Raw genomic sequence first — 16079 nt, 5'->3', positions numbered from 1 at the left:
ATACAAATGATTCTGGAAAAGATAAAGAAACCCAATGATATCCACAAAATACCGTTGGCAGATTTCGAGCCTCTGGCAGAGGAAATCAGAGACTTTTTAATCCAGTCTGTCAGTCAGACAGGAGGTCACCTTGCGTCCAATCTTGGCGTGGTGGAGCTGACTCTGGCGCTGCATAATGTGCTGGACTTTCCGGAAGACAAACTGATCTGGGATGTGGGACATCAGGCATATACACACAAAATCCTTACAGGACGAAAGGATGAGTTTGTGAATCTGCGCAAAGAGGGCGGTTTAAGCGGCTTTCCGAAGCGAAGTGAGAGTGACTGCGATTCTTTTGATGCAGGACACAGTTCAAACTCGATCTCTGCAGGACTTGGGTATGTGCGTGCCAGAGATATTCTGGGACAGAAGCATCATGTAGTTTCTGTTATCGGAGACGGTGCCCTCACCGGAGGAATGGCGTATGAAGCGTTAAATAATGCTGCGGAATTAAAGACAAACTTTATTATCATCATCAACGATAATAATATGTCTATTTCAAGGAATGTAGGAGGAATGTCCACCTATCTGAGTGCCCTGAGGACTGCGGAAGCATACACAGGGATAAAAATGGGCGTGACAAAAACTCTCAAGAAAGTTCCAAAAGTAGGAACTGCGATGGTAGACACCATGCGGAGGACAAAGAGCAGTATCAAGCAGCTTTTTATTCCGGGAATGCTGTTTGAGAATATGGGGCTGACCTATCTTGGACCTGTAGACGGTCACAATATGCGCCAGATGATGAAATTGTTTAACGAAGCGAAACGCGTGGAAGGACCGGTCGTTGTCCATGTTCTGACCAAGAAGGGAAAAGGATACGGACCTGCAAGTGCCCATCCGGACAGATTCCACGGAACCGGCCCGTTTGATATTAAAACAGGAAAAGTACTGCAGAAGAAAACGGTACCAGGTTACACAGATGTTTTTTCAAAAGCGCTGGTTTCCCTTGCAGAGAAGAATAAGAAGCTGACTGCCATTACAGCAGCCATGCCGGACGGAACCGGACTTGTGGAATTTTTAAAGAGATTTCCGGAGCGTTTCTTTGATGTGGGAATCGCGGAGGAACATGCAGTCAGCTTTGCAGCAGGACTTGCGCTTGGAGGACTGGTTCCTGTAGTTGCAATCTATTCTTCATTCCTGCAGCGTGCAGTGGATCAGATGCTGCATGATGTATGTATGCAGAAACTGCATGTGATCTTTGCCATTGACAGGGCAGGACTGGTAGGAGCAGATGGAGAGACACATCAGGGCTGCTTTGATCTGTCGTATCTGTCCATGATGCCGAATATGACAGTTCTGGCACCGAAGAATGATAAAGAACTGGCAGATATGCTGGCATTTGCAGTGGACTATGACGGACCGGTTGCCATCCGATATCCGAGAGGCAGTGCATACCAGGGACTGCAGGAGTATCAGGCACCTGTAGAATATGGTAAGAGTGAGATTATCCACAGAGGAAAGAAGATCGCAGTGCTGGGAGTGGGAAGTATGATTCCGTCCTGTCTGGAAGTCTGTCAGGGATTGAAAGCAGACGGCTATGACCCGACGTTTGTAAATGCAAGATTTGTAAAACCACTGGATGTGGATCTTCTTGATGAACTTGCAAAAGACCACAATCTGTTTGTAACAGTGGAAGAGAACGTAAAGAGCGGCGGATACGGAGAACATGTATCTGCTTATATGGAAGCCTGTCATCCGGAGGCAAGAGTGTTATCCGCATCTGTTTGGGACCGCTTTGTGCCTCAGGGAAATGTGGACAGTCTGCGTACCAGGATCGGTCTTGGCGTGGCAGATATCCGACAGGCAATAGAGGATAGTGAGGAAGTAAGAGAATAATGAAGAAACGTTTAGACATGCTTATGATGGAACGTGCCCTTGCACCATCCCGTGAGAAAGCAAAGGCATATATCATGGCAGGAGATGTATATGTAGATGGTCAGAAAGAAGACAAAGCAGGAACCATGTTCCCGGAGACAGTAAAGATCGAAGTCAGAGGAAATACCCTGCCATATGTAAGTCGCGGCGGACTGAAGCTTGAGAAGGCTATGAAGAATTTTGATGTGACACTGGACGGTAAGGTCTGTATGGATGTAGGCGCATCCACAGGTGGTTTTACAGACTGTATGCTCCAGAACGGGGCAGTAAAAGTATACTCCATTGATGTAGGATACGGCCAGCTTGACTGGAAGCTTCGCAATGACCCGCGAGTTGTTTGCATGGAGAAAACGAATATCCGTTATGTGGTACCTGAAAACCTGGAAGGACCGGCAGATTTTTCCTCCATTGACGTATCTTTCATTTCTCTTACAAAAGTGCTGCTTCCTGTGAGAAATCTTCTTACAGATGAAGGTGAGATCGTATGTCTGATCAAACCGCAGTTTGAGGCAGGCAGAGAGAAAGTCGGCAAGAAAGGTGTGGTAAGAGACCCTGCTGTTCATCAGGAGGTTATTGAGAAAGTGCGTAATTATGCTATGAGCATATTTATGGAACCATGTCATCTTTCTTTCTCACCGATTAAGGGACCGGAAGGAAATATTGAATATCTTCTTCACCTTAAGAAGCGTCCGGAGGGCAGTGAAGTGACAGACAGTCTGCAGGTATCTGTAGAGGACGTAGTGGCAGAAGCTCACGGACAGTTAGATAAATAGTACTGGATCAGGAAATAACTATGGACAGGTTTTATATTATAACAAACAGTGACAAGGATCCGAACCTTAAGATCACAGGAAAAATTACAGATTATCTGAAAGAACATAACAGAAACTGCGAAGTGCAGCAGGCAGAAAGAAAGCACGAAGGTACTTATCATTATACGGATCCCGATAAGATCCCGGATAATACACAGTGTATCATTGTGCTGGGCGGTGACGGTACGCTTCTGCAGGCGGCCAGAGATGTGGTCCATAAAGAAATCCCGCTCCTCGGCATCAATCTTGGAAATCTGGGCTTCCTTGCGGAGGTAGATCTGTCATCTCTGTACAGTGCATTGGATCAGCTGATGGCAGATGACTATGAAGTAGAAGAACGTATGATGCTTGAGGGCAGAGTATACCGTGGTAAAGAGCTGATCGGAAAGGATATCGCACTGAATGATATCGTGATCGGCAGGGATGGACACCTCCGCGTTGTGCGTTTTAAGAACTATGTAAATGATGTTTATCTGAATTCTTATAACGCAGACGGAATCATTATCTCCACACCTACCGGTTCTACCGGATACAGCCTTTCCGCAGGCGGACCGATCGTATCGCCTAATGCGGCAATGACGATCATGACTCCGATCGCACCTCATACACTGAATACAAGAAGCATTATTTTTCCGGCACAGGATGTAATCACTGTAGAGATAGGAAAAGGAAGACACTGTGACTGCGAAAAAGGAATCGCATCTTTTGACGGAGATACATTTATTCCCATGGTTACCGGTGACTGCATACAGATCCGGATGGCAGATGTAAAGACAAAGATCCTGAAGCTGAACCATTTAAGCTTCGTGGAAGTGTTGCGCCGGAAGATGAGAGACAGCTGATCAGCAGGAGGGAATAGAGTGAAAGTTGCGAGACATGAAAAGATTATTGAACTGATCCATCAGTATGATATTGATACACAGGAAGAACTGGCATCCAGACTCAATGAGGCAGGATTTAAAGTGACACAGGCAACTGTTTCCAGAGATATCCGTGCCCTTAAGCTGACAAAAGTGGCAGGAAAGGACGGAAAGTCCCGCTATGCCATCATAAACAATGAATCAGGCAGTCTTGGAGCGAAATATACCAGAGTACTGGAAGATACCCTGCTTTCTATTGATGTGGGACAGAATATCATTGTGATCAAGACCGTTTCCGGAATGGCAATGGGTGTGGCAGCAGCGCTGGACGCTCTGAAATGGCCGGAGATACTGGGATGCATTGCAGGTGACGACACCATCATGTGCGCTGCAAAGAACGCAGACATGGCACTGGGAGCAGCTGAGAAATTGAGAAGTTTTGTAAGATTAAACCAGTAACAGTAAATATTACTGCTCAATTCGTGGACAATAACAAGCGTATTGTTCATGAACTGAGCAGTATTTTTGACAAATAAGTTGCGGAGCAACTATTTAACCGAATAAACTGCGTAGTAGTTATTCGATTATGAGCAAGTAGCCAAGTGGATGTTTTTATCCGCTTAACTTATGACATATTAATGGAGGCAATAAATGTTAGCTCATCTGCACGTAAAGAATCTTGCACTGATAGAAGAAATAGAAGTAGAATTTGGCCCTGGACTGAATATCCTGACCGGTGAGACCGGCGCTGGTAAATCCATCCTGTTAGGATCCATGCAGCTGATCCTGGGAGCTAAGACTTCTAAGAATATGATAAGAGAAAACGCACCCTACGCACTGGTAGAACTGCTTTTTCAGATAGAGAACGAGAAAGCTATGGAAGCCCTGAAAGAACTGGATATCTATCCAGAAGATGGACAGGTGCTTCTTTCCAGAAAGATCATGGACGGAAGAAGCATCAATAAGATCAACGGTGAGACAAGCACAGTCGGCCAGATGAAGGCCGCCGCAGCCTGCCTGCTGGATATCCATGGACAGCATGAACACCAGTCTCTTCTGTATCAGGACAAGCAGCTTGCAATTCTGGATGCATATGGCAAGGAGAACATTCTTCCTGCAAAGGAGAATGTATCTCTGGCATACAAAGAATACAGCAAATGCAAAACAGAGCTCAATTCCATGAACATGGACGAGGAACAACGAAACCGCGAACTTGCGTTTCTGGAATTTGAGATCAAAGAAATTAAGAAAGCAAATCTGCAGCCTGGAGAAGACGAGGAACTGGAAGCTCAGTACAGAAAAATGAGCAATGCCAAACTCATCGTAGATTCCCTGCAGTTAGTACATAATCTCACAGGCTATGACAGTAAAGAAGGAGCTGGAGAAACCGTGGGAGAAGCAATAAAAGAGTTCTCCCACGTAACCCAGTATGATCCGGAACTGGAGCCTCTGTCAGAGACACTTACTTCTGTGGACGGTCTGCTGAATGATTTTAACAGAGAATTGTCAGCTTATCTGGATGATATGACTTTTGATGAGAGCGAGTTCTATGAGACAGAGCGACGTCTGGATCTGATCAATGGACTGAAAGCGAAGTATGGACGTACCATTGAGGACATTTTCTCCTACCGTAAACTTCAGGAAGAAAAACTGGAAAAATTACGTAAATATGAGGAGAATTTACAGGAATTAAAAGATCATCTCAAAGAACTGGAAGAAATTCTCAGAGAAAGATCGGATGATTTATCACAGATCCGCAAAGAATACAGTAAACAGCTGGAACAAAAGATCATTCAGGGACTGAAAGATCTAAACTTCCTAGATGTAAACTTTGCCATTGATTTCCAGAAAAAGAAAAATTATACAGACAACGGAAATGATGATATCCAGTATCTCATTTCAACAAACCCGGGTGAGAGCCTGAAACCGTTAGGCCAGATTGTATCCGGCGGTGAGCTTTCACGTATTATGCTTGCACTGAAAGCAATCCTTGCAGACAGAGACCAGATCGAGACATTGATCTTCGATGAGATCGACACTGGTATCAGTGGAAGAACTGCACAGAAAGTATCCGAGAAAATGGCAGTGATCGGCCAGCATCATCAGGTGCTTTGCATTACTCATCTCCCTCAGATCGCAGCTATGGCAGACAGTCATTTCGAAATTGAAAAGCACCTGCAGGGAACCGAAACCATCACCCAGATTCATGTACTTGAGGAAAATGATTCCATCCGTGAGCTGGCAAGACTGCTGGGTGGTGCAGAAATCACACCTGCTGTTCTCGAGAACGCAAAAGAGATGAAAGAATTGGCACAGAAACAAAAAAATACAAGACTCAAATAAAAAATAGACCACATACTAAGAGAGGATAATCTTATTGCAGATTGTTCTCTCTTATTTTTTTACCGAAAGGATGTGCGTGAATGAACAGAAGAAAAAAATATAGATTTTTTGTAATATGCTGTCTTGCACTGGATCTGCTGGTGATGCTTCTGTTAGGGTACCAGTATCTGGACAGAAAAATTCCGGATGAAATCCAGATATCCAGAGACAGTGGAGAAAATGCGGAAGATGTAACAGAGGTACTTTCCCCGCCTCTGGTTACATTCGAAGAAGCAGTCACAGTTTCGCAGGACGGAGGTTATATTCTGCCCTGTAAACTGCTTGGCTATATTCCATTCAAAAATATAAAAGTAACACCCGTAGATGACCAGGAAGTCTATGTCAGCGGAAGCACTATTGGAATCTACATGGAAACAGAGGGAGTTCTTGTCATCGACACTGGAGAAATTCAGGATCAGAACGGCGAAACAAAGGAACCCGCAAAGAATATCATCAGGCAGGGAGATTACATTGTTTCATTTAATGGACAGAAAATCTCTACGAAGAAAGAACTGATCAGTGATATCGCAGAACTGGACGGAACAGCAGTTACATTAGAAGTAAGCCGTGAGGGCGAAAGCATCCCTGTGTCCGTAACTCCTGTGAAAGATACGAAAGGAGATTATAAACTGGGAATCTGGGTAAGGGACGACACCCAGGGAATCGGAACTCTTACTTACGTAGACCAGAATGGTAATTATGGAGCTCTTGGCCATGGTATCAGCGATATTGACACTACACAGCTTCTGAATATCCGCAACGGTGCTCTCTACAAAGCCCAGATTCTTGCAATCAATAAAGGAAGCAAAGGCAACCCCGGTGAACTTGCAGGTTTCATCCGTTACGATGATCGCAATATCCTTGGAACTATAGAAACGAATACTAAAAACGGAATATATGGTCAGTTTACTAAAACCGCAGACGATGGAATCACTTTAAAAAAGATGCCGATCGCACATAAGCAGGAAGTAAGAACCGGACCTGCTACAATTCTCTGCAGTGTAGATGGACAGGTAAAAGAATATGATGCAGAAATCAAAAGAATTGATCTAAATCATGAAGACACAAATAAAAGCTTTGTGATACAGGTGACGGATGAAGAATTGTTAAATGTAACAGGAGGCGTGGTACAAGGAATGTCGGGTTCACCTTTGTGCCAGAATGGTAAAATAATTGGCGCAGTAACCCACGTATTCGTGCAGGACTCCACCAGCGGTTATGGAATATTTATAGAAAATATGCTTGAAAACACCAGAAAAGTGACGTAGGGGTATTATATAGTACTGCATTCTTATTTATCATGAACAGAGAGCAGAAAAAACTCCGCAGGCTGTGGTTTGCAGTAATAAAACCCCTGTCTTTGCGTTGTTTTAAAATCTTACAGAGATCCTTGTTATCGATGATTCCGAGATGAACAGACATCTGCTCAGGGATGTACTTGGAGATGATCCTGAACGGAGAATGTGGAACGTTTAATCCGTTGCTTTTGGACAATCTTGTGGAAATCAAAGATAAGATCCGCAAAGAGATTTATGAAACAGCTTAAAATAACTTAAAAAGTTTTGACATTTGAGTGACTGCGTGCTACTATAATGGCATATATGTGGATGAAATCAGGATAGATTTTAAGTTATCATGTCTGTAAAAGGACATGATAACTTCTGAATAACAAAAATAATATGGCAAAACAATCGAAAGGTTGCGACGCAAAGCTACAGGGCCTGTAAAATGGCAGCCAGCTGCAGGGTGTTGATCAAAAGTATTGTTATTGTTATAACAATACTTTTTTCACGTTCATAAAAAGCTGCAGTGTAGCAGAAAAATTCAGTATCAGAACAATTTATAATAATGAAAGCAGAAAAGTGGGCATTTTTGTTTTTGTTAAAAGGTTATTTGAAACGAAAAGGCGGCATTTTATGAATACAGTAATGACAATGGACGAAGCGCATGAGAGCATGCGACAGATGAGACAGGTTTTTGATGTTGTCCGTCTGCTTGAAGCAGAAACTGTACAGAAGATTAATGAAAATAAGAAACATCCGGAGGGCGTTGATCCGTGCTTTGCTTTCTGGAGAAAGAGTCATCCCTGCGAGAATTGTGTATCATTCAAAGCATTAGAAGCAAAAAGCAAGAAAGTAAAAATGGAATTTATTGATTCTGTTTTATATCAGGTAGTTGCAAAGTATGTAGAGATTGATGGAAAAGCATATGTCATGGAAATGATAAATTGTCTGGACGATGACGTGATGCTTGACTCAGAGGGACGTGACAGGCTTCTTCGAAAACTCAGTGGTTATGACGATGAACTGTATATTGATGCATTGACAGGAATTTCCAACAGAAGATACTTTGAGGATCAGATCAGAAAGATGAAGGCATCAGCCGGAGTTGCAATGATCGATCTGGATGATTTTAAGATTTACAATGATACATTTGGACACAGAGTAGGAGATGTAGTTCTGAAAACAGCTGCAAAAGTGATCAGAGAGGGAATCCGTAAATCAGATATTATCATCCGTTACGGAGGAGATGAATTCCTTCTTGTAATGCCCGATATTTCAGCAGAAGTCTTTGCAGAAAAACTGAAGCAGATCCGTAAAAATATCAGCGAAGCAAAAGTACCGGGATATTCCCGGATTCATCTGACAGTCAGCATTGGCGGAACTCTTTCATCCGGAGATACAGTGGAAGATGCGATTATCAGAGCAGATCAGTATATGTATCAGGCAAAATTAAGGAAGAATATGGTTGTTACTACTGATGTAGTTTCTGACGGAAATCTGGAAGAACATGAAAGCAGCAGATTCAGACAGAAGATACTGATCATTGATGATTCAGAATTTAACCGCGCGATCCTGGCAGAAGTACTGGGAGGCGAATTCGATATTCTGGAGGCAGAGAACGGAAAAGAAGGACTGGAGGTTCTGGAACAGTATGAAAGAGATATTTCCCTTGTACTGCTTGACATTATCATGCCTGTAATGGATGGCTTTGAAGTGCTTGGGGAAATGGTAAACAGAAACTGGATCGATGATATTCCGGTGATCATGATATCCAGTGAAGACTCAGAAAATATCATCCGCCGGGCATATGAGATGGGCGTGTCCGATTATATCAACAGACCATTTGATGCACAGGTAGTATACAGAAGAGTATACAATACCATCAAATTATATGCAAAACAGCGAAGACTGATCCAGCTTGTGACAGATCAGGTTTATGAGAAACAGAAGAACAGCCAGATTATGATCGGTATCCTCAGCCAGATCATGGGCTACAGAAACGGTGAAAGCGGACAGCATATTTTAAGGATCAATCTGATCACAGACATTCTGCTTGATGAACTGGCAAGAAAAACGGACAGGTACAATCTTTCCTGGTCAAGACGGTCAGTGATCATTATTGCATCCGCTCTTCATGATATCGGCAAGATCGGGATCAGTGGGACAATCCTGAACAAACCCGAAAGTCTGACTGCTGAGGAACAGCAGATCATAAGAGCGCATACCCTGATCGGTGCTGCACTGCTGAAGAATCTGGAACTATATCAGAATGAAGAACTGGTAAAGACAGCCTATGAGATCTGCAGATGGCATCATGAGAGATACGATGGAAATGGATATCCGGATGGTCTGAAAGGTGAAGAAATCCCAATTGCAGCCCAGGTGGTATCTCTGGCAGATGCGTACGACATCCTTGTCAGCAAGAGGGCATACAAAGAAGCAATCCCTCACAGAGAGGCTGTCAAAAAGATCCTTGAAGGAGAAAGTGGTATATTTAATCCTGTTTTGCTGGAATGTCTTGTAAATGCACAGGGCAGGATCCAGAGGGAACTTGGGAGCCAGATCATCAGTTACATGAAATTCGATTGCTGTCCAAGAATATCCAATTTTGTAGAAAAATGAAAATGAACAGAAAACAAGGTCAAAAACGGTCGACAGAAAATAGGACTAAATCTCCTGTTCCAGCTTGATTTCTCCCGTATCATTCCTCTATAATATGTAATGTGCCGAAAAAAGAAAACATATTTGTAGAAGAATCAGGGAGGAGATGGCCTCATGGAAAAATTAAATGTGGCAGTTGCGGATGATAATGAGAGAATGGTGGAAGTACTTGGTCAGATCATAGAGGAAGATAAAGACCTTGAACTGGTTGGAAAAGCACATAACGGAGAAGAAATCTGTAATATTATTCGTGAAAAGGAACCAGATGTTGTTGTTCTGGATATCATTATGCCGAAAATGGACGGACTGGCAGTAATGGAGAAATTTGCCCATGACAAAAGCCTCAAAAAAACGCCGGCATTCATCGTGGTTTCTGCTGTAGGGCAGGAACGGATCACAGAGGATGCGTTCAGTCTGGGTGCAGATTATTATGTATTGAAACCTTTTGACAACAACATGCTGCTCAATCGGATCAAACATACGCGCAGAGCAGGAGTAAGGCGGATGAGAGAAATCAGCCGCCAGCAGGAGAGTGTACAGGCACAGCAGGTTCCTGTAAGAAATCTGGAGACAGATGTGACAAATATCATTCATGAGATCGGGGTGCCTGCTCACATCAAAGGCTATCAGTATCTGAGGGATGCGATCATTCTTTCCGTTAATGACATGGAGATGCTCAATTCCATCACAAAAATACTCTATCCGACGATCGCAAAGAGACACCAGACGACGGCAAGCAGAGTAGAACGCGCGATCCGGCATGCGATCGAAGTCGCCTGGAGCAGGGGAAAAATGGACACGATCGATGAACTTTTTGGCTATACGGTCAGCACTGGAAAGGGAAAACCGACGAATTCAGAATTTATTGCCCTGATCGCAGATAAAATCAGACTGGAATATAAAAATCGCTCTTTCCAATAGTCATATTTTGGAGTATAATTGTATATAACAAAGGCTACCAAGGAGGGTTTTTCGCATGAAAAATATTTTATTTGCAACATCTGAAGCTGTTCCGTTTATAAAAACAGGAGGTCTTGCAGATGTAGCAGGCTCTTTACCGAAATATTTTGACAAGAGATATTTTGACATTCGTGTGATCTTACCGAAATATGCATGTATGAAACAGGAATGGAAAGATAAAATGGAATATATCACACATTTCTACATGGATCTTGGATACAAGAACTGCTATGTAGGAATCATGCATATGGAATATGAGGGAATTCAGTTCTATTTTATCGATAATGAATACTATTTCAGTGGACCGAAACCATACGACAGTGCACCATGGGATCTGGAGAAATTTGCATTCTTCTCCAAGGCAGTATTATCTGTACTTCCGGTTATCGGCTTCAGACCGGATATCATCCACTGTCATGACTGGCAGACAGGTCTCGTACCGGTATATCTGCATGACAGCTTCCAGCAGAATGAGTTCTTCTGGAACATTAAGACGATCATGACAATACATAACCTGAAATTCCAGGGTGTATGGGATGTAAAAACTGTTCAGAATATTACAGGACTTTCCGATTATTATTTCACAGCAGATAAGCTGGAAGCATACAAGGATGCCAACTTCCTTAAAGGCGGTATCGTATTCGCAGATGCAGTTACAACTGTAAGTAATACCTATGCTGAGGAGATTAAGACACCGTTCTACGGCGAGAAACTTGATGGTCTGATGTGTGCACGTGCGAACAGTCTGCGTGGCATCGTAAACGGTATTGATTATAACACATTCAATCCGGAAACAGACCCGTATATCACAAAGAACTACAACGCAACTACATTCAGAAAAGAGAAAGTTAAGAACAAACTGCAGCTTCAGAAAGACCTTGGTCTGGAAGAGAATCCAAAGGCAATGATGATCGGTATTGTTTCCCGTCTGACCGATCAGAAAGGTTTTGACCTGATCGCATATGTAATGGATGAACTCTGTCAGGACGCAGTTCAGATCGTAGCCCTCGGAACCGGTGATGAGCGCTATGAGAACATGTTCCGTCACTTTGACTGGAAATATCATGGAAAAGTATCTGCACAGATTTACTATGATGAGACAATGTCCCATCGCATTTATGCAGCATCCGATGCATTCCTGATGCCGTCCTTATTCGAGCCATGCGGCTTAAGCCAGCTGATGAGTCTCCGTTACGGAACACTTCCGATCGTCCGAGAGACAGGCGGACTTAAGGACACTGTTGAGCCGTACAATGAATACGAAGGCACAGGAACAGGTTTCTCATTCAGAAATTATAATGCTCATGAGATGCTTGCTACTGTACGTAATGCAGAGAGAGTCTTCTATGACAAGAAACGTGAGTGGAACAAAATGGTTGACCGCGCAATGGCAGCGGACTTCTCATGGAACAATTCTGCACGCCAGTATGAAGAAATGTACAACTGGCTCATCGGAGACAAACCAGAATAAAAGATATCTGTTTATATGTAAAAGTTTATAGTTGAGAATACGAAAGAGCAGGGAATGCAGAAGAGAGTGCGTTTCCTGTTCTTTCTGTCTTAAACTGTCGTTTTTTGACAGACAAAATAAATGGGTGGAGCAGACAAAAAAGCTTGACATCCGTCGCGAAGTATAATACTATAATGAATAGAAAACGAACATAAGTTCTGAATATGCTTAAGGAGATTATATAAAAAATGATAAATGAAGAGAAACAGAAAGCACTGGAAGCAGCGCTTGGACATATTGAGAAACAGTACGGCAAGGGTTCTGTAATGAAACTCGGAGAATCCGGAGCAAACATGCAGGTAGAGACTGTTCCAACAGGATCATTAAGTCTTGATATCGCACTTGGCGTAGGCGGTGTACCTAAGGGACGTATCATCGAGATCTACGGACCGGAATCCAGTGGTAAGACAACCGTAGCACTTCACATGGTAGCGGAAGTACAGAAACGCGGTGGAATTGCAGGTTTTATCGATGCAGAGCATGCGTTGGATCCTGTCTATGCCAAGAATATCGGTGTAGACATCGATAATTTATACATATCACAGCCGGATAACGGGGAGCAGGCTCTGGAGATCACAGAGACTATGGTTCGTTCCGGTGCAGTGGATATCGTGATCGTGGACTCTGTAGCTGCCCTTGTACCGAAGGCAGAGATTGACGGAGATATGGGTGACAGCCATGTAGGCCTTCAGGCACGACTGATGTCACAGGCTCTTCGTAAGCTGACTGCAGTTATCAGCAAATCTAACTGTGTCGTTATCTTTATCAATCAGCTCCGTGAGAAAGTAGGTGTCATGTTTGGTAATCCAGAGACAACAACAGGTGGACGTGCACTGAAATTCTATTCCTCTATCCGTCTCGATGTCCGAAGAGTAGAGACACTGAAGCAGGGCGGTGAGATGGTTGGTAACCATACCAGAATTAAAGTCGTGAAGAATAAAGTAGCTCCGCCATTCAAACAGGCAGAGTTCGATATTATGTTTGGAACAGGTATCTCCAAAGAAGGCGATATCCTGGATCTGGCAGCAGACTGCGGCATCGTAAATAAGAGTGGCGCATGGTATGCATATAATGGAGACAAGATCGGACAGGGTCGTGAGAATGCGAAACTGTTTCTGAAAGAGCATACAGATATCTGTGATGAGATCGAGAGGAAAGTAAGAATTCAGTATCACTTACTTCCTGATGATGCAGCCCAGGAAGAAGAGACTGCTGCAGTGTCCGTTACAAATCAGGATGATACTGAGGAATAAATGATGAAATCAGATTCATTCGGGAGTCTGAAGGGACAGGAACCAGTCAGATCAGATAACAGAGTATCATTAGAAGAGTTTCTCAGATTAGCTGAGAAACAAAAAAGACAATTGACAGAGAAACCGGTGAGAAGACAGCAGGGAATTGCGCAGGAACCGGAAGAATACAGAGACGCACGGCATAAAGCTATGCGTCTCTTAGAACATATGGATCGTACGGAAAGAGGTCTGAGAGACAAACTGCGCCAGGCCGGTTTCAGTCCTCTGGCGGTAGATTATGCTCTGGCATATGTGGAATCTTACGGTTATATAGACGATGAGCGTTATGCCAGAACTTATATCGCATACAGGATGAACACAAAAAGCCGCCAGAAGATCATACAGGAACTGATCGGCAAAGGAATAGATAAAGAAACTGTGTCAGCGGCGTGGGAAGAAGAGGCTGCCTTAAATATGCCAGATGAACGGGAAATCCTGTATCGGACAGTAGAAAAGAAATATGCTCCTGATACGGAACTCGATGAGAAAGAAATGCGCAGACTTCAGGGGTATCTGATCAGACGTGGATTTAGTTATCCGGATATAAAAAGCGTGCTTGAGAGTATGAATATCCGGACGGCTGATCAGTGGTAAATGCTGGTAATATTCTACGGAATTCTGCTTTTGTGAGGTCAGGCGGGAAACTTTTCAAAAACGGAAAAATATTCAAACATTTCCCTTGAAAAACTTGACATAAGTATGAAAAAAAGATAAACTTGTATTGTTGTATTTGTACAATGAAAACAAAATAAGGAGGTGCTCCTGTGACAACAACAATTATTGTTGCAATTGTCGCTGTGGTAGTCGCGCTACTTATTGCGGTTCCTGTTACTTGCAAGGTCGCTGTAAACAACAAGATTCAGAAGGATGCTGAAGTCGTTGGAACAGCAGAAGACAAAGCAAGAAGCATCATAGATGAAGCTCTGAAAACAGCCGAGACTAAAAAAAGAGAAGCTTTATTGGAAGTGAAGGAAGAATCTCTCCGTACTAAGAATGAACTGGAGAAAGAAACCAAGGAACGCAGAAACGAACTGCAGAAGTATGAAAACCGTGTATTAGCCAAAGAATCCGCGGTAGACAAGAAAGCAGATGCAGTAGAGAAGCGTGAAGCGGAATGCACAGCGAGAGCAGCTGAGGTGCAGAAGAAAGAAAAACGAGTAGAAGAACTTGAGCAGAAGGGAGTACAGGAACTGGAACGAGTTTCAGGTCTTACCTCCGAACAGGCAAAAGAAGAATTACTCAGATCCGTTGAAGACGATGTGAAAGTGGATGTTGCCAGACTCTACAGAGAGCTGGAGAGCAGAGCAAAGGAAGAAGCAGGAAAGAAAGCCAAAGAATACGTAGTTAATGCCATCCAGAAATGTGCAGTTGACCATGTAGCTGAGACTACAATTTCTGTTGTTCAGCTTCCAAGCGATGAGATGAAAGGAAGAATCATTGGTCGTGAGGGACGTAACATCCGTACCTTGGAGACACTTACAGGTGTAGATCTTATTATCGATGATACCCCGGAAGCAGTTGTATTATCTGCCTTTGATCCGATCCGTCGTGAGATCGCACGTGTAGCTCTTGAGAAACTGATCGTTGATGGACGTATCCATCCGGCCAGAATCGAAGAGATGGTTGAGAAAGCGCAGAAAGAAGTAGAAGCACAGATCCGTGAAGATGGTGAGAATGCTGCAATGGACGTTGGCGTTCATGGCATCCATCCGGAATTACTGAAACTTCTTGGCCGCATGAAATTCCGTTCAAGTTATGGACAGAATGCTTTGAGACATTCTATCGAGGTAGCTCAGTTGTCCGGAATGCTGGCAGGTGAAGTTGGCGTAGATGTCCGTATGGCTAAGAGAGCCGGTCTTCTTCATGATATTGGTAAATCCATTGACCATGAGGTTGAAGGTTCCCATATTCAGATTGGTGTAGATCTCTGTAAGAAGTATAAAGAATCCCAGATCGTTATCAACACAGTTGCATCCCATCATGGTGACTGCGAACCGGAATCTCTGATCGCTTGTATTGTACAGGCTGCAGATGCGATTTCAGCAGCAAGACCTGGTGCAAGACGAGAGACACTGGAAACTTATACAAATCGTCTGAAACAGCTGGAGGATATTACGAACCAGTTTAAGGGCGTTGATAAATCTTTTGCTATTCAGGCAGGTAGAGAGATCCGTGTAATGGTAGTACCGGAGCATATCAATGATGCTGATATGGTTCTCCTGGCACGTGATATTGCGAAACAGATCGAAGCAGAACTTGAATATCCTGGTCAGATCAAAGTCAATGTGATCCGCGAAAGCAGAGCGGTTGACTACGCAAAATAATTAGTTCTTTGAAGATATAAGCTACATAGATTGTATATTATATATACAGTTTATGTAGCTTTTTTGTTATATCAAGAAATA

The 16079-nt window shown here is 43.3% G+C and carries 12 protein-coding genes and 1 riboswitch; all 12 genes read left to right on the top strand.

The genetic code is table 11. From position 1 onward, the window contains the following. The first annotated feature begins 6 nt into the window (after positions 1-6). The 12 genes from dxs to rny all read left to right on the top strand — a co-directional run bounded on the left by dxs (position 7) and on the right by rny (position 15998). Positions 7-1875, top strand: coding sequence for a 1-deoxy-D-xylulose-5-phosphate synthase (gene dxs, locus KQI87_RS08365; protein WP_216459720.1), 1869 nt, complete (start codon positions 7-9; stop codon positions 1873-1875). Further along, positions 1875-2687: a TlyA family RNA methyltransferase gene (locus tag KQI87_RS08360; RefSeq protein ID WP_216459719.1), complete on the top strand. Its 813-nt coding sequence runs from the start codon at positions 1875-1877 to the stop codon at positions 2685-2687. Before dxs ends, KQI87_RS08360 begins: the two co-directional genes overlap by 1 nt. 20 nt (positions 2688-2707) lie before the next feature. Continuing rightward, a complete protein-coding gene (locus KQI87_RS08355; protein ID WP_216459718.1) occupies positions 2708-3568 on the top strand; it encodes an NAD(+)/NADH kinase in 861 nt (286 codons plus the stop codon). Positions 3569-3586: 18 nt separating this feature from the next. Further along, complete coding sequence (gene argR, locus KQI87_RS08350; protein WP_117677117.1) at positions 3587-4045, top strand: arginine repressor; 459 nt, start codon at positions 3587-3589, stop codon at positions 4043-4045. Between the two features lie 192 nt (positions 4046-4237). Then, a complete protein-coding gene (gene recN / locus KQI87_RS08345; protein WP_216459717.1) occupies positions 4238-5929 on the top strand; it encodes a DNA repair protein RecN in 1692 nt (563 codons plus the stop codon). Between the two features lie 80 nt (positions 5930-6009). Continuing rightward, positions 6010-7236: a SpoIVB peptidase gene (gene spoIVB, locus KQI87_RS08340; RefSeq protein ID WP_216459716.1), complete on the top strand. Its 1227-nt coding sequence runs from the start codon at positions 6010-6012 to the stop codon at positions 7234-7236. Between the two features lie 403 nt (positions 7237-7639). After that, positions 7640-7715: riboswitch (cyclic di-GMP riboswitch) on the top strand. A gap of 169 nt (positions 7716-7884) precedes the next feature. After that, a complete protein-coding gene (locus KQI87_RS08335) occupies positions 7885-9873 on the top strand; it encodes a diguanylate cyclase (protein ID WP_216459715.1) in 1989 nt (662 codons plus the stop codon). A 153-nt stretch (positions 9874-10026) separates the two neighbouring features. Further along, positions 10027-10833: a sporulation transcription factor Spo0A gene (gene spo0A / locus KQI87_RS08330; RefSeq protein ID WP_216459714.1), complete on the top strand. Its 807-nt coding sequence runs from the start codon at positions 10027-10029 to the stop codon at positions 10831-10833. Positions 10834-10888: 55 nt separating this feature from the next. After that, the gene (glgA, locus tag KQI87_RS08325) at positions 10889-12343 is read left to right on the top strand and encodes a glycogen synthase GlgA (protein WP_216459713.1); all 1455 of its coding nucleotides are present in this window, start codon (positions 10889-10891) and stop codon (positions 12341-12343) included. A gap of 227 nt (positions 12344-12570) precedes the next feature. Next, complete coding sequence (gene recA / locus KQI87_RS08320; protein ID WP_216459712.1) at positions 12571-13635, top strand: recombinase RecA; 1065 nt, start codon at positions 12571-12573, stop codon at positions 13633-13635. Continuing rightward, positions 13636-14268: a regulatory protein RecX gene (locus KQI87_RS08315; RefSeq protein ID WP_253292419.1), complete on the top strand. Its 633-nt coding sequence runs from the start codon at positions 13636-13638 to the stop codon at positions 14266-14268. 170 nt (positions 14269-14438) lie between these two features. After that, positions 14439-15998, top strand: a complete 1560-nt coding sequence (gene rny, locus KQI87_RS08310; protein ID WP_216459711.1) for a ribonuclease Y — start codon at positions 14439-14441, stop codon at positions 15996-15998. Positions 15999-16079: the final 81 nt, after the last annotated feature.

The sequence above is a fragment of the Blautia sp. MSJ-9 genome, assembly GCF_018919065.1.
Classification (GTDB): Bacteria; Bacillota; Clostridia; order Lachnospirales; family Lachnospiraceae; genus Blautia_A.
Note: the sequence above shows the minus strand (reverse complement) of the source record. Positions and strands in the feature narration are given on the sequence as shown.